Below are 21,608 nucleotides of genomic sequence, written 5' to 3' on the forward strand. Positions count from 1 at the left end.
GGGGTCACTGCGCCTGTTAAAAGGCAATGGAGGTGGTGAGCAAAATAAAAATAAGGCGGAGAGTATTGTCGTTATTAATGGATAGCTTCTGGGGGATGCATGGAATTTGCTATACAGCTCATCATTATCTTAATTTGTCTGTTCTACGGCGCGAAAAAGGGTGGCATTGCGCTCGGCCTTTTAGGCGGCATTGGCTTAGTTATCTTAGTTTTTGTCTTTCATCTTAAACCAGGAAAACCGCCGGTTGATGTCATGCTGGTGATTATCGCGGTGGTGGCCGCCTCGGCGACGCTACAGGCATCCGGCGGTTTAGACGTGATGCTGCAGATTGCCGAGAAGCTCCTGCGGCGCAACCCCAAATACGTTTCTATCGTTGCGCCATTCGTCACCTGTACGCTGACGATCCTGTGCGGTACCGGCCACGTGGTGTATACGATCCTGCCAATTATTTACGACGTAGCTATCAAAAATAATATTCGCCCGGAGCGGCCGATGGCGGCGAGCTCGATTGGCGCTCAGATGGGGATCATTGCCAGTCCGGTTTCGGTGGCGGTGGTCTCGCTGGTGGCGATGCTCGGGAATTTTACCTTTAACGGTAAGCACCTTGAGTTTCTCGATCTACTGGCGATAACCATTCCGTCAACGCTACTGGGGATTTTGGCGATTGGCATCTTCAGCTGGTTCCGCGGTAAGGACCTTGATAAAGACGAGACCTTCCAGGCGTTTATTGCAGTACCGGAAAACCGTCATTATGTTTATGGCGATACGGCCACGCTATTGGATAAAAAGCTGCCGACCAGCAACTGGATCGCGATGTGGATCTTCCTTGCCTCAATCGCCGTAGTGGCGCTGCTTGGCGCGTTTTCCGAACTGCGCCCGGCGTTCGATGGTAAGCCTCTCTCAATGGTACTGGTGATCCAGATGTTCATGCTGCTCTCCGGGGCGCTTATCATCATCATTACCAAAACTAACCCGGCGTCGATTTCAAAAAATGAGGTTTTCCGCTCGGGGATGATCGCTATCGTCGCGGTGTATGGTATCGCGTGGATGGCGGAAACCATGTTTGGCGCGCACATGACCGAGATTAAAGGCGTGCTCGGAGAGATGGTGAAGGAGTACCCGTGGGCCTACGCTATCGTGCTGTTATTGGTATCGAAGTTCGTCAACTCTCAGGCGGCGGCGCTGGCGGCGATTGTTCCGGTAGCGCTGGCGATCGGCGTTGACCCGGCCTATATCGTGGCTTCCGCGCCCGCCTGCTACGGCTATTACATCCTGCCGACTTACCCAAGCGATCTGGCGGCGATTCAGTTTGACCGTTCAGGCACGACCCATATTGGCCGCTTCGTCATAAACCATAGCTTTATTCTGCCAGGATTAATCGGCGTGAGCGTTTCTTGCGTCTTTGGCTGGGTGTTCGCGGCGATGTACGGTTTTCTGTAAGTGAGACAGGCGCCGCTGGCGGCGCCTGATAAATCAGCGGGATTATTGTGCGGGCGGCAGGCGGCGATACAGTTCGATCATATCGGTTGCTAAATCCTGAATCACCATCGCGTTCATTAGATGATCCTGGGAATGCACGGTAATCAGGTTCACCGGCAGCTTGCCGCTGCCTTCGTCCAGGCCAATAAGCTGGGTCTGGATTTTATGCGCATGCTTCACGAATTCGTGGGAGTCGGCCATAGCCTGTTCGGCGGCGGCAAAATCGCCTTTACGCGCCTGCTGCAGGGCGGTGAGGGCAGAACTGCGTGCGGAGCCGGCGTTGACCAGCAGCTCCATGATAATCGTCTCTAAATCTTCCATGCCTTACTCCATCAGCTTCAGGGCTTTATCCAGAACGGCATCGCCTTTCATCATGCCGTAATCCATCATGTCAATAACGGCGACCTTTTTACCGACCGGGTCGGCTAGCGCCTGTAGTTTCGCCTGCTCGTACTTCACCTGTGGGCCGAGCAGGATAATATCCGCCGCGGCCAGGTTATCTTTGAACTCCGCTACCGGCACAGCTTTGATCGAGACTTCGATGCCTTTCTTTTGCGCGGCCTCTTTCATGCGTTGCACCAGCATGCTGGTGGACATTCCTGCGGCACAGCATAAAACGATATTCTTCATAGTTTCATCGCCCTTATGTATGTTCCTTGATGCATCATCTTTATCGCGGGCGGCGGCGCGGCACAACCGCTTCACCATGATTGTGTGTAAAACATCACAAAAAATGAAACCGGTTTCAATTTTGCAGCGGCCGAGATAAAAAAGCCCGCAAAAGCGGGCTATCAGGGAGTTGTGCTCAGGCGCGAACGATTCGATTCTTGCCCTGCTGTTTGGCCTTATACAACGCTTCATCCACGCTAACGACCAGTTTTTCCAGCGGCTCCATATTCCATTCCCCGAGGCCGGCGCTAAAGGTGACGGTTAATCCTTCTTCGCGCCAGGTTCGGCTGGCAACGTTAAGGCGCCAGCTCTCCAGAATGGTGAGCGCGTTGTCGATATGTTCGGCAGGGAAGATAACGGCAAACTCTTCGCCGCCGTAGCGGTAAAGCGAGATCTCCTGCGGCTGCAGGATCTGTATCCCTTCACGCGCGACGTTGCGCAGCACGATGTCGCCATTGAGGTGGCCCCAGGTATCATTAATCGATTTGAAGTTGTCGATATCGACCAACGCGAGGGCGAAAGGCTGGTGATCGTTCATCAGGGCGGCGATATCGCTGTCGAAGGCGCGGCGATTTTTGCAGCCGGTTAGCGCATCGATGGTGGCCTGGCGGACATAGGTGAGCTCACGCTGTTTATTGCTCTCGATCGCTTTGCTGAGCATGGCTTCCAGCCGCGGCGCGCGTTTGACGTCGCCGGTCTTAATGGCGTTAATGATGTTCATCAGTACGGTACGCGAAGCGTGGCGCAGATATAGCCCGAACAGGACGATGACAATGGCGGCGAGGGCGAATCCCCAGGCGACAATATCGGTTTCATAGCGCGTCAGGTCATCAAGGGTGGCATCGGTGACGCGGAAAATAACGAACCAGTCAGGGTTGGTAAAGGAATAGTAGTAGTACCAGGCCTTATGTTCCTCATCATAAAGTTGGCCTTCCGCGCTGGTCATTTTGTCCATCAGTTCCGCGCTAACGTAGGTTTTAAATAGCGCGCCGGTATCGGGATGGATAACCACTTTGCCGTCGCGTTGCACGACAAAAAACTCGCCCTGTACCGGCGAGACAATCTGCCGTAACGCGTAGCCCATTGAGGTCAGATCCATATGAAATGCCAGACTACCTTTGAGCCTTCCCTGCGGTGAAATGACAGGCCGGTAGACGGTAACGGTAGGGTGGTGGGTGAAGTAATCCAGATAGGGACTGGTATAGAGGCTGAAGGTACTGGCTTCCGCCTGGCGAATAAACCAGGGGCGCGTTTTTGGATCAAACGTGCGGCTCTCATCGCCTTCCATCACTTCGGGGGCGCGCAGATAATGACCAAGAGTATCGGCAAGCGAAATGGAGGAGACCGTCGGCATCAGCTCCTGCAGACGCATCAAATCGTCCAGACCCTTTTGCGGATTGAGATTTACGGCGCTATTGAGCGCATCGTCGCGGGCAAAGTATTTCGTCGCGCGCGCCAGAATGTAGTCATTTTCGCGCAGCAGCGATTCGGTGTAGTTCACCGCAAGGTTATGGGTAAAGTTGCGGTTAATATGGTGATAATCTTCAAGAAAGTTTTTCTTCTGCGTCGCGGTAACAAAGATTGCGATCAGTAAAAAACTGAGCAAAATCCCCGCAAACCCCACTACGATCGGCGTAGTAAAAGAGAGCTTTCTGTTGTGGCGTGCCATGAGTTGTTAATCGTCCAGAATCAATATACCCGTCATACTTCAAGTTGCATGTGCGTTGGCTTTCCTCGCTCACCCCAGTCACTTACTGAAGTAAGCTTCTGGGGATTCGCTGCGTCGCCGCGTGACTCGGCCTTCAGCCTCGCCCCTACGGGGCCAGCGCAAGCGCTGTTCAAAACGGCTAGCCGTTTTGTCCTGCAACTCGAATTATTTAGGGTATAAACTGTGGGTTTAGACGCAGGTTAAGCCAGCATGCCTGCTTAGCGAATCAGGTAACTATCGCTAAATTATAACGCTGAGTGCGCTCATCATCGTGATTAATATTTGATAGCAATATGTTTGCGGCAGTGCGGACGGTAGAGGCAGGGCGAAGAGAGGAAAGAAAAGCTCGCCCTGGTCAGCGTCCGCTGCTGACCAGGGCAGAATAGAAAAACGGCGGCAGTTCGGCGAGCCTCCGTTTTTCATCTCTCGTGCAGGCACGCAAAATAATCAGCTGCTTGCAGCATGCTTCATGATGATTGCGAGGCGCGTCCCAGCCAGCTATCCCAGTCTTTCCATACCGGCTGCAGGCCACGGGCGGCCAGCGCGCTGGCGACCTCTTCAGGGCGGCGATCGTCGTGTGGCGCAAATTGCTCAAGCTCCGGATGATCGTCGGCGTAGCCGCCGGGCTGGGTTTTGGAGAACGCGCTGACGTTGTTAATCGCCAGCGGGATCACCCGGTCGCGGAACCACGGTGATTCACGGGTCGAGAGCGACAGCTCAACCTCCGGCGCCAGCAGGCGGAAGGCGCAAATGGTTTGCACCAGCTGACGTTCGTCCATCAGCGAGGCTGGCGCAATCCCTCCGGCACAAGGGCGTAAACGCGGGAAGGAGATAGAGTAACGGCTGCGCCAGTAGTGCTGCTGTAGCCACAGCAGATGTTCGGCGACCATAAAGCAGTCCACCCGCCAGCTGTCGGAAAGACCAATGAGCGCGCCGAGGCCGATCTTGTCGATCCCCGCTTCGCCCAGGCGATCCGGCGTATCAAGGCGCCAGAAGAAATCCTGCTTTTTACCTTTCAAGTGGTGCTGGGCATACATGCCTTCATGGTAGGTCTCCTGGTAGACCATCACCCCATCAAGCCCCAGCGTTTTTAGTTCGGCATACTCTTCGGTCGCCAGCGGCTGCACTTCCATATGCAGCGAGGCAAACTGGCGGCGGATGGATGGCAGATGCTGGCGGAAATAATCCATTCCGACCTTACTCTGATGTTCGCCGGTGACCAGTAACAAATGCTCAAAGCCTAAATTGCGGATTGCGGCGCATTCGCGGGCAATCTCTGCTTCATCCAGCGTCTTGCGCTTAATGCGATTACTCATTGAGAAGCCGCAGTAGGTACAGTCGTTGGCGCACAGGTTGGACAAATACAACGGTACGTAAAAGCTGACGGTGTTGCCGAAGCGCTGCCGGGTGAGGCGCTGAGCGCGCTGGGCCAGCGGTTCAAGGTAATCGGCCGCGGCAGGAGAGAGCAGAGCCATCATGTCATCGCGGGTGAGCTGCTTTGCCGCCAGCGCTCGTTCGACGTCGGCGGCGGTTTTGCTGTTGATGCGCAGGCGGATGTCATCCCACTCCAGCTGCCGCCAGCGATCGCTAAAAGTTTTCATGCCAGCGCCTCCAGAAAGCCGGTCAGCGGGCTGGTGGCCTGCGCCTGAGTACTGCGCGTTCCCGGTCCGGCCTGACGCGCCAGCAATCCGGCATCGACCGCCATGCGGAAGGCGCGAGCCATGGCGACAGGATCGTCGGCGACGGCAATGGCGGTATTGACCAGCACCGCATCAGCGCCCATCTCCAGCGCCTGCGCCGCGTGGCTCGGTACGCCGATCCCGGCATCAACCACCACCGGTACCGTCGCCTGTTCGATAATAATCTCCAGCATGGCTTTGGTTTCCAGCCCCTGGTTGGAGCCTATCGGTGCGCCCAACGGCATCACCGCCGCGCAGCCAGCCTCTTCCAGCCGTTTGCACAGGACCGGGTCGGCGCCGCAATAGGGCAGGACGACAAATCCTTCGCGCACCAGCAGTTCCGCCGCCTTCAGGGTTTCAATGGGGTCAGGCAGCAGCCAGCGGGCGTCCGGGTGGATCTCCAGTTTCAACCAGTGGGTGCCTAAGGCTTCCCGCGCCAGGCGGGCGGCAAATACCGCTTCTTCCGCCGTCTTGGCGCCTGAGGTATTCGGCAGCAGGTTAACGCCCGCCGCCAGCAGCGGCGCGAGAATCGCGTCATTATGCTGGCGTAAATCGACGCGCTTCATCGCCAGCGTCACCAGCTGGCTTCCCGAGGCGCGAATCGCCTCAACCATCACCTCCGGCGCGGCGAATTTGCCGGTTCCGGTAAAAAGGTGGGATTCAAATGTCTTATCAGCAATACGTAACATGTCAGCCTCCGGCGATAACCTGAAAAAGCAGGACCCGATCGCCTTCCTGCAAGAGATGATCTTCCCACCGTTCGCGTGGCAGGATGTGTTGATTGAGCGCCAGCGCAACGCCCGGCTGGAGCTGCTCCAGCTGGCTAAGCAGGGCGCTTACGCTGAGGTTGTCCGCGCACTCCAGCGGTTCGTCGTTAAACCAGACTTGCATCATGGCCTCCGCATACCGGGCAGCCCTGGGCCTTTTGCAACGTAAGGTTGCGCCAGTTGCTGGTGCGGGCGTCAAACAGCCGTAGCGTGTTGCGCGGCGTCGCCATGCCGCTAAGGAGCTTTATGGCCTCCAGCGCCTGCAGCGTCCCCATCATGCCGACGACCGGACCGACGATCCCCGCGGTGCGGCAGTTACGTTGCGGTTCGGCGGTGTCCGGCCACAGGCAGCGATAGCAGCCCTGCGCCCAGGGCGGCGTCAGCACCATCAACTGGCCGCCGAAGCCGACGGCGCTGGCGGTCACCAGCGGCGTCTCAAGGGCTACGCAGGCCGCGTTAATCGCCTGGCGGGCGATCATGTTATCGGTACAGTCCAGCACCACGTCGGCTTTCGCCACTTCAGCGCGCAGCGCCTCGCCGCTTAAACGCTGCTGTAGCGCGACGAGGCGAATTTGCGGATTGAGTTGGTTGAGACGCGTCTTTGCCGCCGCGGCTTTCGGCTGGTCGATATCGTCACTGGTGAACAGAATTTGCCGCTGCAGGTTGCTGAGATGCACCGCGTCGTCATCGGCCAGCGTCAGCGTCCCGACGCCGGCCCCCGCCAGATATAGCGCCGCCGGCGAACCTAAGCCGCCCAGGCCAATAATCAGCGCCCGGCTGGCTAACAGTTTCTGCTGCCCCTCAATGGCGATATCTTCCAGCAGCAACTGGCGGCTATAGCGCATGAAATCGTGATCATTCATCGCCTGCTCCCGCCAGCGCTAACAGTTGTGCAGTGGCGCTCCGCCAGTCAGCAGCCTGGGTAATGGCGCTGACGACCGCGATGCTGCCAACGCCGGTCGCCAGTACGCCCGGTGCTTTTTCCAGACTGATGCCGCCTATCGCTACCGTCGGATAATCGGCCAGCCGCTGAATATGCCCGGCAAGCTGTTCGAGGCCCTGCGGCGCCGAAGGCATCTGTTTGGTTTGTGTCGGGAAGACGTGTCCCAGTGCGATATAGGAAGGGCGCGCCGCCAGCGCGACGTCAATTTCCATGTCGTCGTGAGTGGAGACGCCAAGGCGCAGTCCGGCTTGACGGATGGCGCTCAGGTCGGTGGTTTCCAGGTCCTCTTGACCCAGATGTACGCCATACGCCCGGTGCTTAATCGCCAGTTGCCAGTAATCATTGATAAACAGACGCGCGCGATAGCGGCGGCCAAGCGCGATGGCGGCGATAACATCATCCTCTACGTCGCTGTCGCGCTGGTCCTTGATCCGCAATTGAATAGTGCGTACGCCGGCTTCCAGCAGGCGCTCAATCCACGCCACGCTATCGACAACCGGATAAAGCCCGAGACGAAACGGTACGGGCGGAAAGTCAGGCTGGTACATCAGGCATTTTCCTTTTTCAGGTAGATTTCACCGCCGCGGGCGCGGAAGTTATTCGACATATCGGCCATGCCGGCTTCGATATTTTGCTTTGCGGCGTAGTCGCGGACCTCTTGCGTGATCTTCATCGAACAGAATTTCGGTCCGCACATGGAGCAGAAGTGGGCGACCTTGCCGGATTCCTGCGGTAAGGTTTCATCGTGATAGGCCCGCGCGGTAAAGGGATCGAGCGCGAGGTTGAACTGGTCTTCCCAGCGGAATTCGAAACGTGCTTTTGACATCGCGTTGTCGCGGATCTGCGCCCCGGGGTGGCCTTTAGCGAGGTCGGCGGCGTGGGCGGCGATTTTGTAGGTAATCAGCCCCTGTTTTACATCCTCTTTGTTGGGCAAGCCGAGATGTTCTTTTGGCGTGACGTAGCACAGCATGGCGCAGCCAAACCAGCCAATCATTGCCGCGCCGATACCGGAAGTGAAATGATCATAGCCCGGCGCGATGTCGGTGGTGAGCGGCCCCAGCGTGTAGAACGGCGCTTCGTGGCAGTGCTCCAGCTCTTCGGTCATATTGCGGCGAATCATCTGCATCGGCACGTGGCCGGGGCCTTCAATCATCACCTGAACGTCATACTCCCAGGCGATTTTAGTCAGCTCGCCCAGCGTATGCAGCTCGGCGAACTGCGCCTCGTCGTTGGCATCCTGAATCGAGCCGGGGCGCAGACCATCGCCGAGGGACAGCGACACGTCATAGGCGGCGCAGATTTCACAGATTTCTCGGAAGTGCTGGTAGAGGAAGTTTTCCTGATGATGCGACAGGCACCACTTGGCCATGATGGAACCGCCGCGTGAGACGATCCCGGTCAGCCGCTTCGCGGTCATCGGCACGTAGCGCAGCAGCACACCAGCGTGAATCGTGAAGTAGTCGACGCCCTGTTCGGCCTGTTCCAGCAGGGTATCGCGGAAGGCTTCCCAGGTCAGGTTCTCGGCAATGCCGTTGACCTTCTCCAGCGCCTGGTAAATCGGGACGGTACCAATCGGCACCGGGCTGTTGCGCAGGATCCATTCGCGGGTCTCGTGGATATAGCGGCCAGTAGAGAGGTCCATTACCGTATCGGCGCCCCAGCGGGTTGACCAGACCAGCTTCTCGACCTCTTCTTCGATGGAAGAGGTCACCGCCGAGTTGCCGATATTGGCATTCACTTTCACCAGGAAGTTGCGGCCGATAATCATCGGCTCGGATTCCGGGTGGTTGATATTGGCCGGGATGATGGCTCGCCCGGCAGCGACTTCATCGCGGACGAATTCGGCGGTAATGTTGTCCGGCAGGCGGGCGCCAAAGCTTTCTCCGGCATGCTGCTGGCGCAGCACCTCGCTGCGGATACGCTCGCGACCCATGTTTTCGCGAATGGCGATGAATTCCATCTCCGGGGTGACGATCCCCTGGCGGGCATAGTGTAGTTGCGTCACGCATTTGCCAGCGACGGCGCGTTTAGGCGTCAGCAGGCCGCCGAAGCGCAGTTCATCAAGGCCATCGTCGGCCAGCCGCGCTTTAGTGTAAGCCGAGCTGCGTTCGCTGAGCGGTGCGCAGTCGTTACGCGCGTCGATCCACGGTTGGCGTAGTTTTGCCAGCCCCTGGCGGACATCGATGTTGATCTCCGGGTCGCCGTATGGCCCGGAGGTGTCGTACACCGGTATCGGTTCGTTGGCTTCGTACTGGGGGTTATCTTTATCACCGCCGATGAGCGTCGGGCTGAGCTGAATTTCACGCATCGGGACACGGATATCAGCCTGTGAGCCTTGAATGTAAATGCGGCGAGAATTAGGAAAAGCGGTACCTTCCAGCGTATCAATGAATCGCTGCGCGTGTTCGCGTTGTTCCCGGCGGTTCAGTTTGGTAGTAGACATAGCGCATTCCAGTTACAAAAAAAGGAGATGGCTTGTCAGACGACGGATGGAGTAACAGATGCGACCAGCCCGTAACGGGCAGGTGCGACCAGCAGTTTACTCTTGTTCCCTTCGCAGGTATTAGCCTGATCAGGTTCCGCGGATCCCGAATAAACGGTCTCAGCCTTTTCCACTTCAACGTTCGCGTGGAAAATAGGCACTCCGACAAGATGAAATCCCTCCGCAGAGGGATAATGTATGTAAATTACTCGTTAACGGTTCACAACTCAAGCGGTCGGCGCGATATTGTCGCCAACGTTGTCTTTCCGATCGTGAGCGACGACCAGCGCCAGCAGCTTGTCCTCAAGCGCGAAGCGCGCCTCCAGCGATTCGCCGATATCTGACAGCGCCTGCTGAAATTCGAGATAGTTATCATGATCGATGGCGTTTTCGAGGCAGGTATCGTAATAGTCCATCATCTGCTGGGTATTGGCTTCCAGCTGCGGGTAGATTTTGGTGGCGGCTAAAAGAGGGGTACTCCCTTCCATTTCTCCGATAATACGTTCATAAATATTAAAATGACCGGATGAGAGGTAATCCACCAGGCTTTGGCAAAAGTCATCCAGCGCCTTTTCATTAAGCCGCATAAAGGACTCTTTGCCGGGTTTCAGGCCAACCAGGTTGTAGTAAGCCACGAGCAAATGCTTACGCACAAGCAGCCAGCGATCGACCAGTTTGTTATTGCCTCCAACACGTTCCGTCAGGTTTTCCAGCTGGTTTAACATGATTGACTCCGCAAGATTAAAAATAACGTTGCTCAGCAAATGTAAATATAATGTTAAAAGTGCCAGTAAAACGAAGGTAGCGCAATAGATATGGATCGTATTATTGAAAAATTAGATCGCGGCTGGTGGATCGTCAGTCACGAACAAAAATTATGGCTTCCCGCAGGGGAATTACCACATGGCGAAGCGGTAAATTTTGATCTTGTCGGTGAACGCGCGCTACATCTCGGCGAGTGGCAAGGCGAAGCGGTGTGGCTGGTGCGTCAGGATCGTCGCCGTGATATGGGATCGCTGCGCCAGGTATTGGATCAGGATCCTGGGCTTTTCCAACTGGCTGGGCGCGGGATCCAGTTGGCCGAGTTTTATCGATCGCATAAATTCTGCGGCTACTGCGGCCACCCGATGCATGTCAGTAAAACCGAGTGGGCGATGCTGTGCGGCCACTGCCGCGAGCGCTATTATCCGCAAATTGCCCCCTGCATTATCGTCGCCATTCGTCGCGATGATTCAATTCTGCTGGCGCAGCATACCCGCCATCGTAATGGTGTCCATACGGTGTTGGCCGGGTTTGTCGAAGTGGGTGAAACCCTTGAGCAGGCGGTCGCCCGCGAAGTGATGGAAGAGAGCGGTATTAAGGTGAAAAACCTGCGCTATGTGACCTCCCAGCCGTGGCCCTTCCCGCAATCATTGATGACCGCCTTTATGGCTGAATACGATAGCGGCGATATTGTCGTGGATAAGAAAGAGCTGCTGAGCGCAGAGTGGTATCGCTATGACGATTTGCCGCTACTGCCGCCGCCGGGCACGGTGGCGCGACGCCTGATCGAAGATACGGTGGCGATGTGTCGGGCAGAGTACGAGTGACATGTTACACTGGGCGCATCAACGCTAAAGGAATGTAAAAATGACCGAACTGAAAAACGATCGTTACCTGCGCGCGCTGCTGCGCCAGCCGGTTGATGTCACCCCGGTGTGGATGATGCGCCAGGCGGGCCGCTATCTCCCGGAATACAAAGCCACCCGCGCGCAAGCGGGCGATTTCATGTCGCTGTGTAAAAATGCCGAGCTGGCCTGCGAAGTAACGCTACAGCCGCTGCGCCGTTACCCGCTGGATGCGGCGATCCTCTTTTCGGACATCCTGACGATTCCGGATGCGATGGGGCTGGGGCTGTACTTTGAAGCTGGCGAAGGCCCGCGCTTCACCTCGCCGGTGAAATGCAAAGCCGACGTCGACAAACTGCCGGTGCCGGACCCGGAACAAGAATTAGGCTACGTGATGAACGCCGTGCGCACCATTCGCCGTGAACTGAAAGGCGAAGTACCGCTGATTGGTTTTTCCGGCAGCCCGTGGACGCTGGCGACCTATATGGTCGAAGGCGGCAGCAGCAAAGCCTTTACCGTCATCAAAAAGATGATGTACGCCGAACCGCAGGCGCTGCACGCGCTGCTGGATAAGCTGGCGAAAAGCGTCACCCTGTATCTGAACGCGCAGATCAAAGCGGGCGCGCAGTCGGTGATGATTTTCGACACCTGGGGCGGCGTGTTGACCGGCCGCGACTATCAGCAGTTCTCGCTCTACTACATGCATAAAATCGTCGATGGCCTGCTGCGGGAAAACGAAGGCCGTCGCGTACCGGTAACGCTGTTCACCAAAGGCGGCGGACAATGGCTGGAAGCGATGGCGGAGACCGGCTGCGATGCGCTGGGTCTCGACTGGACCACCGATATTGCCGATGCTCGCCGTCGCGTAGGCCACAAAGTGGCGCTGCAGGGCAATATGGACCCGTCGATGCTTTATGCCCCTGCCGCCCGCATTGAAGACGAAGTGGCGCACATTCTCGCCGGCTTCGGCCAGGGCGAAGGCCATGTCTTTAACCTTGGCCACGGCATCCATCAGGACGTCGACCCACAGCATGCAGGAGTCTTTGTTGAGGCGGTGCATCGTCTCTCCGCGCAATATCACCAATAGGAGATAAGCATGATGGATTTAGCTGCGCTACGGACCCAACAGCAATCTTTAGCCGCGTCGGTAGAACGTGCGGACCGATTGGATCGCGACCCGCCGGTGCTGATCGGCGGCGCCGATGTGGGGTTTGAGCAGGAGGGGGAAATTACCCGCGCTGCGATGGTGCTGCTAACTTATCCGGGGCTTGAGCTGGTGGAGTATCAGGTGGCGCGCGTCGCCACCACGATGCCGTACATCCCCGGCTTCCTCTCCTTTCGCGAGACCCCCGCGCTGCTGGCGGCGTGGCAACAGTTATCGCAAAAGCCCGATCTGTTGTTCGTCGACGGGCACGGTATTTCACATCCCCGGCGGCTTGGCGTCGCCAGCCATTTTGGCCTGATGGTTGATGTGCCAACGATTGGCGTAGCGAAAAAACGTTTATGCGGCAAGTTTGAACCGCTTGGCGCCGAGCCCGGCGCGCTGGCGCCATTAATCGACAAAGGCGATCAGCTGGCCTGGGTCTGGCGCAGCAAAGCACGCTGCAACCCGCTGTTTATCAGTACCGGCCACCGCGTGGGTATGGATAGCGCGTTAATGTGGGTGGAACGTTGTATGCAAGGCTATCGTCTACCCGAGCCGACGCGCTGGGCCGATGCCGTGGCATCCCGTCGGCCTTCCTTTGTGCGTTGGCAAGCAAATCACGGCTGATTCAGGTACACTGCGCCTAATTTCTGACTTCGAGAATTCATCATGTTACAAAACCCGATTCACCTGCGCCTGGAGAAACTGGAGAGCTGGCAGCACGTCACCTTTATGGCCTGCCTGTGCGAGCGTATGTACCCCAACTACGCCATGTTCTGCAAGCAAACCGAGTTTGGCGACGGCCAGTTATATCGTCGTATCCTTGACCTGATCTGGGAAACGCTGACGGTAAAAGATGCGAAGGTGAATTTCGATAGTCAGCTGGAAAAGCTGGAAGAGGCGATTCCGTCCGCGGATGACTACGACATGTACGGCGTCTATCCGGCTATCGATGCCTGCGTCGCGCTGAGCGAATTAATCCATTCACGCCTGAGCGGTGAAACGCTGGAACATGCTATCGAGGTCAGTAAGACTTCCATTACTACCGTCGCGATGCTGGAAATGACTCAGGAAGGTCGCGAAATGACCGATGAAGAGCTCAGAGCCAACCCGGCGGTTGAACAAGAATGGGACATTCAGTGGGAGATTTTCCGCCTGTTGGCCGACTGCGAAGAACGCGATATTGAACTGATTAAAGGGCTGCGTGCAGACCTGCGAGAGGATGGCGAGAGCAATATTGGTATAAATTTTCAGCAATGAGACCACAAAACGTGATTTACCGCCTGAATTGTAGCGTCTGAAGACTTCCATTCCGCCCCCTGTCTGGTCTACATTTGGGGGGCGAAAAAAAGTGGCTATCGGTGCGTGTATGCAGGAGAGTGCTTTTCTGGCATTTCCGTCGCACTCGATGCTTAGCAAGCGATAAACACATTGTAAGGATAACTTATGAACAAGACTCAACTGATTGATGTAATTGCGGACAAAGCTGACCTGTCTAAAGCACAGGCAAAAGCTGCCCTGGAATCCACCCTGGCTGCAATTACCGAGTCTCTGAAAGAAGGTGATGCTGTTCAACTGGTTGGTTTCGGTACCTTCAAAGTGAACCACCGTGCTGAGCGTACTGGCCGCAACCCGCAGACCGGTAAAGAAATCAAAATCGCTGCAGCTAACGTGCCAGCATTTGTTTCTGGCAAAGCGCTGAAAGACGCAGTTAAGTAAGACCGCGTGGCAGTGTCCAGTTTTAACGAAGGGGCTTTTAAGCCCCTTTTGTCTAACTGGCGTCGCACGCTGACGCTGGCAGGCGCGCTATTGCTCACTGCCTGCAGCCACGATTCCTCACTTCCTCCTTTCACCGCCAGCGGCTACGCCGATAACCAGGGCGCGATGCGTATCTGGCGCAAAGATGCCGGCGATGAAGTGCACCTGCTTGCCGCCTTTAGTCCGTGGCACCGCGGCGACACCTCAACCAGCGAGTACCGCTGGCAGGATGGCCAACTAACGCTTATTGAACTCAATGTATACGGTAAACCGCCGGAACATATTCGCGCCCGCTTTGACGCCCAGGGCGAGCTGAGCTTTATGCAGCGGGAAGTCGACGGGCAGAAGCAGCAGCTTTCCAGCGACCAGGTTGCGCTGTACCGCTACCGCGCACAGCAAATCCGTGAAACCAGCGATGCATTGCGTCAGGGACGGGTAGTTTTACGCCAGGGGCGCTGGCATGCCGATCGTACCGTGACTACCTGTGAAGGCCAGACCGTGAAGCCTGACCTTGATGAGCGGGCATTAGCGCATATTGAACGCCGCCAGAATCACTCCTCCGTAGAAGTGAGCGTGGCGTGGCTGGAAGCACCGGAAGGCGCTCAGCTGCTGCTGGTGGCTAACGAAAACTTCTGTACCTGGCAGCCGAGCGAAAAATCGTTCTGAGTTTTACCAGTGGTTCATGCCCATATGACCACCGCCATTACCGCGGCAGCCGCCGTAACCCATACCCGCGCCGCGAGGAACGCCTGCTTCTGCCAGGGCGATATCAAATTTTACCCGCTGCTGATCCAGCTGCTGGCTTAATGTTTCCATTTCCTTCGCCACGGCTTCAATTTTTCCGCTTTCCGGCTTCTGCGCGGTGAGCAGCGCATTGTACTCGTAGCGTTTGGACTGCAGCTGCTGGCGCAGGGCGCTGGTTTGCGCATAGTAATTGTCATGTAGCTTCTGCACGGTCGCTTGCTGTTCCTGGGTGAGCTGGCTGTATCCCTGCGCGCCCATTCCGTTATTGTAGCCCCAGTGATGTCCAGCCCAGGCCGTGTGACTGCCAAAGGTCAGTGCGGCAATCGCCGCGAAGATGAGGGATAAAGTCGGTTTCCGTTTCATGGCGTGATCTCCTGTGTGGTTTCTCTCGGTGTTGCATCTTCCATGCCAGCCTGAAAAAGCGCGTCAATACCGGCCGGCCCGCGGCAAACGTGACTCTGGCGAGTAAAAATGACCCGTTGCGGCTGGTGACAGCGAGTCATTTTTACTCGCTAAATCACCAGCGATATGTCTGAGGACAGGTTTCACGGTATGGAAAAATGGCATGATTTCTGCTGATGGATCCTTCCGATAGCGAATAAGGACACGATAAGGACCCGCCCATGCTGCGCATTACTTCATGCTTCCGGGACTCCCTGAGCTGGTTACTGACCGGCACGGTCGTCCTGTTAGTTCTCCTGTTTTCCGCGATGATCGTCCGCGATTATGGTCGGGAGACCGCCGCCGCCCGGCAAAACATCGAAGAAAAGGGGAGTGTGCTGATCCGCGCCCTGGAGTCCGGCACGCGTGTCGGCATGGGAATGCGAATGCATCACGCGCAGCTGCAGGCGTTGCTGGAGGAGATGGCCTGGCAGCCCGGTGTGCTGTGGTTCGCGGTGACCGATGAAAACGGTAAGATTATCGCCCACAGCGATCCGCAACAGGTGGATACCTCGCTGTACAGTCCTGCGCAAATGCGTGAACTCAAGGTGGGCGAACAGGAGCGCTGGCGCCGGCTTGCCGAGCCGCAACCGGCGCTGGAGATTTATCGCCAGTTCCGCCCGCTCAACCCTGCTCGTGGTCACCATATGGGAATGATGAAGCGCTGCAATAGCGCGCTGGCTCAGCCCAATGTTCCACAGGTGATTTTTATCGCCTTTGATAGCCGCGAGCTGGATGCGGCGCAGGCTCGCGGCTTGCGTAACATGATGATCATGCTGGTGGCCGCGGCGCTGGTCATCGTCGCGACGATCCTCGCTCAGTTCTGGTTCCGCCGCTACCGTCGTTCACGCCAACAGCTGCAGGAGGCGATGGCCCGCAAAGAAAAACTGATGGCCCTTGGGCATCTGGCGGCTGGCGTCGCGCATGAGATCCGCAACCCGCTCTCTTCGATTAAAGGACTGGCAAAGTATTTTGCCGAGCGTACGCCGCCGGGCGGCGAGGCGCAGGAGTTAGCGCTGGTGATGGCGAAAGAGGCCGACCGCCTGAACCGGGTCGTCAGCGAACTGCTGGAGCTGGTTCGCCCTGCCCATTTAAACTACCAGCCGGTCGATATTAACGCGCTTATCCATCACTCATTGCAGCTGGTAAGCCAGGATGCGCAGAGTCGCGGGATCGAACTGCAATTTACACCGCGCCTTGAATTAACCACGATTAAAGCCGACTCCGACCGTCTGAACCAGGTGCTGTTGAATCTGTATCTGAATGCGATGCAGGCTATTGGCCGCGACGGCGTCATTCACGTATCGGCAAGCGAAGCCGATCGGCAACGTGTGAAAATTGTCGTCAAGGATAGCGGTAAGGGGATGAGCGATGAAGAGCTGCAGGCCATCTTCACTCCTTATTTCACCACCAAGGCGGACGGCACAGGGCTGGGGCTGGCGGTGGTACAGAATATTATCGAACAACATGGCGGGACGATCCGCGCCGAAAGTCAGCCGGGAGCCGGAGCGATATTTACGCTTTGGCTACCAGTAGATGCTCAACGGAGGGAAGATGAGCAGCGATAAAGTACAGATTCTGGTTGTCGATGATGACGTCAGCCACTGCACGATTCTGCAGGCGCTACTGCGTGGCTGGGGCTATCAAGTGGCGTTAGCCCACAACGGCCTGCAGGCGCTGGAGCAGATCCATCAGCAGGTCTTCGATCTGGTGCTGTGCGATATCCGCATGGCGGAGATGGACGGTATCGCGACATTAAAAGAGATCAAAGCCTATAACCCGGCGATTCCGGTATTAATCATGACGGCATTCTCCAGCGTCGGCACGGCGGTTGAGGCTATTAAGTCCGGCGCGCTGGATTATCTGATCAAGCCACTGGATTTTGACACCCTACAGCAGACGCTGGTTCAGGCGCTGGCGCACACCCGGCAGAGCGAGAGCGATCTCAGCGCCTCGTCAGATTTACGATGGGGCATGATTGGCGAAAGCCCGGCAATGCAGGCGCTTATCAACAATATTACGCTGGTGGCGCCCTCGGACGCGACGGTGCTGATCTGCGGCGAATCGGGAACCGGTAAAGAACTGGTGGCGCGCGCCATCCACGCCTGCAGCGAGCGCCGCGACAAGCCGCTGGTGACGCTAAACTGCGCAGCGCTCAATGAGTCGCTGCTGGAATCCGAGCTGTTCGGCCATGAAAAAGGAGCTTTTACCGGCGCGGAACGGCGGCGGGAAGGGCGTTTTGTCGAGGCGGATGGCGGCACGCTGTTCCTTGATGAAATTGGCGATATCTCGCCGCTGATGCAGGTGCGTCTGCTGCGGGCGATTCAGGAACGCGAAGTGCAGCGCGTGGGCAGTAATCAGACGCTTTCTGTCGATGTGCGGCTAATCGCCGCCACCCATCGTAATCTGGCGGAGGAGGTGAGCGCCGGGCGTTTTCGCCAGGATCTCTATTACCGCCTGAATGTCGTAACTATTGATATGCCGCCGCTGCGTCAGCGGCGTGAAGATATTCCGCAACTGGCGCAGCATTTTCTTAAGCGCTACGCCGAACGCAATCGCAAAACGGTGCAGGGATTTACGCCGCAGGCGATGGACCTGTTGATTCACTACGACTGGCCGGGGAATATCCGCGAACTGGAAAATGCGGTGGAGCGGGCGGTGGTACTGCTGACCGGAGACTACATTTCCGAGCGTGAACTGCCGTTGGCGATAGCGGGCGCGCCGCTGCCGGTCACTGGCAACGATGAGGCGCTGATTCAGCCGTTAGTGGAAGTTGAAAAAGAAGTCATTCTCTCGGCGCTGGAAAAAACGGGCGGCAACAAAACTGAAGCCGCCCGTCAGTTAGGCATTACGCGTAAAACGCTTCTGGCAAAACTCAGCCGTTAGTTTTCTCACGCGCGATGGCGCGCCAGCCGATATCGTTACGGCTAAAGCTGCCGTCCCAGTGAATATCGGTCAGCAGTTCATAGGCGCGCTGCTGCGCCTGAGCCACGGTGTCACCCAGCGCGGTCACGCACAGCACGCGCCCGCCGTTGGTGACCACGCGCTGGTCGTCTGCCAGTTTGGTGCCGGCATGGAAGACTTTACCGTCTGCGGCTTCCTGCTGCGGCAGGCCGTGGATCTCATCGCCCGTGTTGTAGCTGCCCGGATAGCCACCGGCGGCAACCACGACGCCCAGCGAAGCGCGGTTATCCCACTCGGAAGTTTTCTCGTCCAGCTTGCCCGCGCAGGCGGCGAGGCACAGCTCTACCAGATCGGATTTCATGCGCAGCATGATCGGCTGGGTTTCCGGATCGCCAAAGCGACAGTTGAACTCAATAACCTTCGGATTGCCCTGCTTGTCGATCATCAGACCGGCATACAGGAAACCGGTATAGGTGTTACCTTCAGCGGCCATACCTTTAACGGTTGGCCAGATAATCCGCTCCATGGTGCGCTGATGGACTTCATCAGTAACCACCGGCGCCGGGGAGTAAGCGCCCATACCGCCGGTGTTCGGGCCGGTATCGCCGTTGCCGACGCGCTTGTGATCCTGGCTGGTGGCCATCGGCAGGACGTGCTCGCCGTCGACCATGACAATAAAGCTGGCTTCTTCGCCATCTAGGAACTCTTCAATCACGATGCGGTGGCCTGCATCGCCAAAGGCGTTACCGGCCAGCATATCTTTGACCGCCGCTTCGGCTTCCTCAAGGGTCATCGCCACGATAACGCCTTTACCTGCCGCCAGACCGTCGGCTTTGATGACGATCGGTGCGCCTTTCTCCCGCAGATAAGCCAGCGCAGGCTCAACTTCGGTGAAGTTCTGGTATTCCGCCGTCGGGATATGATGACGAGCGAGGAAATCTTTGGTGAAGGCTTTTGAACCTTCTAGCTGCGCGGCGCCTTCGGTTGGCCCGAAGATGGCGAGCCCTGCGGCACGGAATGCGTCTACTACGCCAATGACCAGTGGCGCTTCCGGACCCACGATCGTCAGATCGATTTTCTCATCCTGCGCGAAGCGTAGCAGGGCCGGAATATCGGTGACGCCGATGGCGACGTTTTGCAGCGCCGGCTCCAGCGCGGTACCCGCATTGCCCGGCGCGACATAGACGGTATCAACCAGCGGCGACTGGGCCGCTTTCCAGGCCAGCGCGTGCTCGCGCCCGCCGTTGCCGATTACTAATACTTTCATCTGCTGCTCCGTGAATTAATGGCGGAAGTGGCGCATGTCGGTGAAGATCATGGCGATACCATGTTCGTCCGCGGCGGCAATCACTTCTTCGTCGCGGATAGAACCGCCCGGTTGGATAACGCAGGTGATGCCTACCGCGGCTGCGGCATCAATACCATCGCGGAACGGGAAGAAAGCGTCAGAGGCCATGGCGGAACCTTTCACTTCCAGACCTTCGTCACCGGCTTTAATCCCGGCAATTTTCGCTGAGTAGACGCGGCTCATCTGACCGGCGCCTATACCGATGGTCATATTATCTTTGGCATAAACGATGGCGTTGGATTTGACGAATTTCGCTACTTTCCAGCAGAACAGCGCATCGCGCAGCTCTTGCTCGCTCGGCTGACGTTTGCTAACCACGCGCAGTTCGCCCGCGGTGACCATACCGAGATCGCGGTCCTGAACCAGCAAGCCGCCATTGACACGTTTGAAATCGAGACCCGCGACGCGAGCATCCCACTGGCCGCAGACCAGTACGCGGACGTTCTGCTTAGCGGCGGTGATTTTCAGCGCTTCTTCGCTAGCGGATGGCGCGATGATCACTTCGACGAACTGGCGAGAGATGATCGCCTGCGCGGTTTCAGCATCCAGCTCGCGGTTAAAGGCGATGATGCCGCCGAACGCGGAGGTTGGGTCGGTTTTGTATGCGCGATCGTAGGCGTCGAGGATCGAGTTGCTGACGGCAACGCCGCACGGGTTGGCATGCTTAACGATAACGCAGGCCGGCTCGTTAAACTCTTTCACGCACTCCAGCGCCGCATCGGTATCGGCAATATTGTTATAGGAGAGCGCTTTGCCCTGCAGCTGGGTGGCGGTAGCCACGGAGGCTTCTTTTACATTCTCTTCTATATAGAAGGCAGCCTGCTGGTGGCTGTTTTCGCCGTAGCGCATATCCTGCTTCTTAATGAAGTTCAGATTCAGGGTACGCGGGAAGCGGCCAGCGGCTTCTTTGCTTTCGCCGTGATAGGCCGGAACCATGCTACCGAAGTAGTTAGCGATCATGCTGTCGTAAGCAGCGGTGTGTTCGAAGGCTTTAATGGCGAGGTCGAAGCGGGTGTCCAGCGTGAGGGAACCTTCGTTGGCGTCCATCTCATTAATGATGGCGTCGTAGTCGCTGCTCTTAACCACGATGGCGACGTCTTTATGGTTCTTCGCCGCAGAGCGCACCATGGTCGGGCCGCCGATATCGATGTTTTCCACCGCGTCTTCCAGCGAACACCCTTCACGAGCGACGGTCTGGGCAAACGGATAAAGGTTAACGACAACCATATCGATAGGCGCGATACCGTGTTGCTGCATGATACCGTCATCCTGACCGCGACGACCGAGGATGCCGCCGTGTACTTTCGGATGCAGGGTCTTCACGCGTCCATCCATCATTTCCGGGAAACCGGTGTAGTCAGAGACTTCGGTAACCGGCAGGCCTTTATCTGCCAGCAGGCGAGCGGTGCCGCCGGTGGACAGCAGCTCTACACCACGAGCGGAAAGCGCCTGCGCGAATTCGACGATACCGGCCTTGTCAGAAACACTGAGCAGAGCGCGGCGGACTGGACGACGTTGTTGCATGGTATTAAATCCCCAGGATTTGAACATTACAGAGAGCGTTAGGTGAGTTTTTGCCTAAAAACTCACCTAACGCACCCAACCGGGCATCCGTGTCATAGCGCGGCATTGTAACGAAAACGTTTGCGCAACGCTCGCGAATTTTTATCTTTCTCTTTCAGCCGATGATTCTCTCCTTATATGGCAGTGGATGTACCGGGGTTTGAGCCCTCTTTTGCCATGCTCCTGTGGATAATTCTGTGTGTAAAAGGGTATAAAGCGGGGTTTTGCTGGGGAATGCAGCAGTCAGTCATTTTTCTGCAATTTTTCTATTGCAGGCGTTCGAGAACTCCCTATAATGCGCCTCCATCGACACGGCGGATGTGAATCACTTCACACAAACAGCCGGTTCGGTTGAAGAGAAAAATTCTGAAA

22 protein-coding genes and 1 riboswitch are annotated in these 21,608 nt (G+C 57.0%); of the genes, 9 read left to right on the forward strand and 13 right to left on the reverse strand.

Annotation, left to right across the window (positions count from 1 at the left end):
- Positions 1 to 99: 99 nt before the first annotated feature.
- On the forward strand, positions 100 to 1,440 hold the full coding sequence (dcuB, locus tag ABLV08_RS23610) for an anaerobic C4-dicarboxylate transporter DcuB (RefSeq protein ID WP_015368823.1): 1,341 nt from the start codon (positions 100 to 102) through the stop codon (positions 1,438 to 1,440).
- A gap of 42 nt (positions 1,441 to 1,482) precedes the next feature.
- Here the strand turns inward: dcuB and ABLV08_RS23615 are convergent, their stop codons facing one another.
- From ABLV08_RS23615 to ABLV08_RS23660, 10 genes are all read right to left on the reverse strand, one after another.
- The gene (locus tag ABLV08_RS23615; protein WP_015704005.1) at positions 1,483 to 1,800 is read right to left on the reverse strand and encodes a PTS lactose/cellobiose transporter subunit IIA; all 318 of its coding nucleotides are present in this window, start codon (positions 1,798 to 1,800) and stop codon (positions 1,483 to 1,485) included.
- A 3-nt stretch (positions 1,801 to 1,803) separates the two neighbouring features.
- Positions 1,804 to 2,109, reverse strand: coding sequence for a PTS sugar transporter subunit IIB (locus tag ABLV08_RS23620; RefSeq protein WP_015704006.1), 306 nt, complete (start codon positions 2,107 to 2,109; stop codon positions 1,804 to 1,806).
- Positions 2,110 to 2,284: 175 nt separating this feature from the next.
- Positions 2,285 to 3,817: a sensor domain-containing diguanylate cyclase gene (locus ABLV08_RS23625; RefSeq protein WP_032709579.1), complete on the reverse strand. Its 1,533-nt coding sequence runs from the start codon at positions 3,815 to 3,817 to the stop codon at positions 2,285 to 2,287.
- A gap of 506 nt (positions 3,818 to 4,323) precedes the next feature.
- Complete coding sequence (thiH, locus tag ABLV08_RS23630) at positions 4,324 to 5,457, reverse strand: 2-iminoacetate synthase ThiH (protein ID WP_032709581.1); 1,134 nt, start codon at positions 5,455 to 5,457, stop codon at positions 4,324 to 4,326.
- Complete coding sequence (gene thiG / locus ABLV08_RS23635) at positions 5,454 to 6,224, reverse strand: thiazole synthase (RefSeq protein WP_149271610.1); 771 nt, start codon at positions 6,222 to 6,224, stop codon at positions 5,454 to 5,456. The genes thiH and thiG overlap by 4 nt, the downstream gene beginning before the upstream one ends.
- Before the next feature lies 1 nt (position 6,225).
- Entirely contained in the window at positions 6,226 to 6,426 is a 201-nt protein-coding gene (gene thiS / locus ABLV08_RS23640) for a sulfur carrier protein ThiS (protein ID WP_015704010.1), read from the reverse strand.
- Positions 6,410 to 7,165 carry a HesA/MoeB/ThiF family protein gene (locus ABLV08_RS23645; protein WP_045380671.1) on the reverse strand — a complete coding sequence of 252 codons (756 nt, stop codon included), beginning with the start codon at positions 7,163 to 7,165 and terminating at the stop codon, positions 6,410 to 6,412. Before ABLV08_RS23645 ends, thiS begins: the two co-directional genes overlap by 17 nt.
- Positions 7,158 to 7,793, reverse strand: a complete 636-nt coding sequence (thiE, locus tag ABLV08_RS23650; RefSeq protein ID WP_045413580.1) for a thiamine phosphate synthase — start codon at positions 7,791 to 7,793, stop codon at positions 7,158 to 7,160. The genes ABLV08_RS23645 and thiE overlap by 8 nt, the downstream gene beginning before the upstream one ends.
- The gene (gene thiC, locus ABLV08_RS23655) at positions 7,793 to 9,688 is read right to left on the reverse strand and encodes a phosphomethylpyrimidine synthase ThiC (RefSeq protein WP_348856316.1); all 1,896 of its coding nucleotides are present in this window, start codon (positions 9,686 to 9,688) and stop codon (positions 7,793 to 7,795) included. The genes thiE and thiC overlap by 1 nt, the downstream gene beginning before the upstream one ends.
- 89 nt (positions 9,689 to 9,777) lie before the next feature.
- Positions 9,778 to 9,902: riboswitch (TPP riboswitch) on the reverse strand.
- Between the two features lie 52 nt (positions 9,903 to 9,954).
- Positions 9,955 to 10,452 (reverse strand): Rsd/AlgQ family anti-sigma factor, encoded by a 498-nt coding sequence (locus ABLV08_RS23660; RefSeq protein ID WP_047067104.1) that lies wholly within the window; start codon positions 10,450 to 10,452, stop codon positions 9,955 to 9,957.
- A gap of 90 nt (positions 10,453 to 10,542) precedes the next feature.
- Between ABLV08_RS23660 and nudC the strand changes: the two genes are divergently transcribed.
- The 6 genes from nudC to ABLV08_RS23690 all read left to right on the forward strand — a co-directional run bounded on the left by nudC (position 10,543) and on the right by ABLV08_RS23690 (position 14,902).
- Complete coding sequence (gene nudC / locus ABLV08_RS23665; protein ID WP_020079899.1) at positions 10,543 to 11,316, forward strand: NAD(+) diphosphatase; 774 nt, start codon at positions 10,543 to 10,545, stop codon at positions 11,314 to 11,316.
- A 40-nt stretch (positions 11,317 to 11,356) separates the two neighbouring features.
- Complete coding sequence (gene hemE / locus ABLV08_RS23670; RefSeq protein ID WP_032713823.1) at positions 11,357 to 12,421, forward strand: uroporphyrinogen decarboxylase; 1,065 nt, start codon at positions 11,357 to 11,359, stop codon at positions 12,419 to 12,421.
- A gap of 12 nt (positions 12,422 to 12,433) precedes the next feature.
- On the forward strand, positions 12,434 to 13,105 hold the full coding sequence (gene nfi, locus ABLV08_RS23675; RefSeq protein WP_045413593.1) for a deoxyribonuclease V: 672 nt from the start codon (positions 12,434 to 12,436) through the stop codon (positions 13,103 to 13,105).
- 42 nt (positions 13,106 to 13,147) lie between these two features.
- Positions 13,148 to 13,738, forward strand: a complete 591-nt coding sequence (locus ABLV08_RS23680; protein WP_063410992.1) for a YjaG family protein — start codon at positions 13,148 to 13,150, stop codon at positions 13,736 to 13,738.
- A gap of 186 nt (positions 13,739 to 13,924) precedes the next feature.
- Positions 13,925 to 14,197 (forward strand): nucleoid-associated protein HU-alpha, encoded by a 273-nt coding sequence (gene hupA, locus ABLV08_RS23685; RefSeq protein ID WP_002884342.1) that lies wholly within the window; start codon positions 13,925 to 13,927, stop codon positions 14,195 to 14,197.
- A 12-nt stretch (positions 14,198 to 14,209) separates the two neighbouring features.
- The gene (locus ABLV08_RS23690; protein ID WP_032706796.1) at positions 14,210 to 14,902 is read left to right on the forward strand and encodes a DUF1481 domain-containing protein; all 693 of its coding nucleotides are present in this window, start codon (positions 14,210 to 14,212) and stop codon (positions 14,900 to 14,902) included.
- 3 nt (positions 14,903 to 14,905) lie between these two features.
- On the opposite strand, the gene zraP is transcribed toward ABLV08_RS23690, so the two are convergent.
- A complete protein-coding gene (zraP, locus tag ABLV08_RS23695; RefSeq protein WP_047057409.1) occupies positions 14,906 to 15,343 on the reverse strand; it encodes a zinc resistance sensor/chaperone ZraP in 438 nt (145 codons plus the stop codon).
- 260 nt (positions 15,344 to 15,603) lie between these two features.
- Here zraP and zraS point away from each other — a divergent pair, with 260 nt between their 5' ends.
- Positions 15,604 to 16,989 (forward strand): two-component system sensor histidine kinase ZraS, encoded by a 1,386-nt coding sequence (zraS, locus tag ABLV08_RS23700; RefSeq protein ID WP_045389873.1) that lies wholly within the window; start codon positions 15,604 to 15,606, stop codon positions 16,987 to 16,989.
- Positions 16,976 to 18,307 (forward strand): sigma-54-dependent response regulator transcription factor ZraR, encoded by a 1,332-nt coding sequence (gene zraR, locus ABLV08_RS23705; protein ID WP_015368806.1) that lies wholly within the window; start codon positions 16,976 to 16,978, stop codon positions 18,305 to 18,307. The genes zraS and zraR overlap by 14 nt, the downstream gene beginning before the upstream one ends.
- On the opposite strand, the gene purD is transcribed toward zraR, so the two are convergent.
- Together purD and purH are read right to left on the reverse strand one after the other, a co-directional pair.
- Positions 18,297 to 19,592 carry a phosphoribosylamine--glycine ligase gene (gene purD / locus ABLV08_RS23710; protein WP_015368805.1) on the reverse strand — a complete coding sequence of 432 codons (1,296 nt, stop codon included), beginning with the start codon at positions 19,590 to 19,592 and terminating at the stop codon, positions 18,297 to 18,299. The two genes, zraR and purD, sit on opposite strands and share 11 nt — an antisense overlap.
- A 15-nt stretch (positions 19,593 to 19,607) precedes the next feature.
- Positions 19,608 to 21,197 carry a bifunctional phosphoribosylaminoimidazolecarboxamide formyltransferase/IMP cyclohydrolase gene (gene purH / locus ABLV08_RS23715; protein WP_045367993.1) on the reverse strand — a complete coding sequence of 530 codons (1,590 nt, stop codon included), beginning with the start codon at positions 21,195 to 21,197 and terminating at the stop codon, positions 19,608 to 19,610.
- Positions 21,198 to 21,608: the final 411 nt, after the last annotated feature.

This window comes from Klebsiella sp. CN_Kp088 (genome assembly GCF_040064335.1).
In the GTDB taxonomy this organism is placed as follows: Bacteria; Pseudomonadota; Gammaproteobacteria; order Enterobacterales; family Enterobacteriaceae; genus Klebsiella; species Klebsiella aerogenes.

Excerpts from the sequence above, each read along its gene's own strand:
- dcuB (WP_015368823.1), top strand. The coding sequence starts at position 100 with ATGGAATTTGCTATACAGCTCATCATTATCTTAATTTGTCTGTTCTAC.
- thiH (WP_032709581.1), bottom strand. The coding sequence starts at position 5,457 with ATGAAAACTTTTAGCGATCGCTGGCGGCAGCTGGAGTGGGATGACATC.
- zraS (WP_045389873.1), top strand. The coding sequence starts at position 15,604 with ATGCTGCGCATTACTTCATGCTTCCGGGACTCCCTGAGCTGGTTACTG.
- thiS (WP_015704010.1), bottom strand. The coding sequence starts at position 6,426 with ATGCAAGTCTGGTTTAACGACGAACCGCTGGAGTGCGCGGACAACCTC.
- hupA (WP_002884342.1), top strand. The coding sequence starts at position 13,925 with ATGAACAAGACTCAACTGATTGATGTAATTGCGGACAAAGCTGACCTG.
- hemE (WP_032713823.1), top strand. The coding sequence starts at position 11,357 with ATGACCGAACTGAAAAACGATCGTTACCTGCGCGCGCTGCTGCGCCAG.
- ABLV08_RS23660 (WP_047067104.1), bottom strand. The coding sequence starts at position 10,452 with ATGTTAAACCAGCTGGAAAACCTGACGGAACGTGTTGGAGGCAATAAC.
- purH (WP_045367993.1), bottom strand. The coding sequence starts at position 21,197 with ATGCAACAACGTCGTCCAGTCCGCCGCGCTCTGCTCAGTGTTTCTGAC.
- purD (WP_015368805.1), bottom strand. The coding sequence starts at position 19,592 with ATGAAAGTATTAGTAATCGGCAACGGCGGGCGCGAGCACGCGCTGGCC.
- thiC (WP_348856316.1), bottom strand. The coding sequence starts at position 9,688 with ATGTCTACTACCAAACTGAACCGCCGGGAACAACGCGAACACGCGCAG.
- ABLV08_RS23680 (WP_063410992.1), top strand. The coding sequence starts at position 13,148 with ATGTTACAAAACCCGATTCACCTGCGCCTGGAGAAACTGGAGAGCTGG.
- nfi (WP_045413593.1), top strand. The coding sequence starts at position 12,434 with ATGGATTTAGCTGCGCTACGGACCCAACAGCAATCTTTAGCCGCGTCG.
- zraR (WP_015368806.1), top strand. The coding sequence starts at position 16,976 with ATGAGCAGCGATAAAGTACAGATTCTGGTTGTCGATGATGACGTCAGC.
- zraP (WP_047057409.1), bottom strand. The coding sequence starts at position 15,343 with ATGAAACGGAAACCGACTTTATCCCTCATCTTCGCGGCGATTGCCGCA.
- ABLV08_RS23645 (WP_045380671.1), bottom strand. The coding sequence starts at position 7,165 with ATGAATGATCACGATTTCATGCGCTATAGCCGCCAGTTGCTGCTGGAA.
- nudC (WP_020079899.1), top strand. The coding sequence starts at position 10,543 with ATGGATCGTATTATTGAAAAATTAGATCGCGGCTGGTGGATCGTCAGT.
- ABLV08_RS23620 (WP_015704006.1), bottom strand. The coding sequence starts at position 2,109 with ATGAAGAATATCGTTTTATGCTGTGCCGCAGGAATGTCCACCAGCATG.
- thiE (WP_045413580.1), bottom strand. The coding sequence starts at position 7,793 with ATGTACCAGCCTGACTTTCCGCCCGTACCGTTTCGTCTCGGGCTTTAT.
- ABLV08_RS23615 (WP_015704005.1), bottom strand. The coding sequence starts at position 1,800 with ATGGAAGATTTAGAGACGATTATCATGGAGCTGCTGGTCAACGCCGGC.
- ABLV08_RS23625 (WP_032709579.1), bottom strand. The coding sequence starts at position 3,817 with ATGGCACGCCACAACAGAAAGCTCTCTTTTACTACGCCGATCGTAGTG.
- thiG (WP_149271610.1), bottom strand. The coding sequence starts at position 6,224 with ATGTTACGTATTGCTGATAAGACATTTGAATCCCACCTTTTTACCGGA.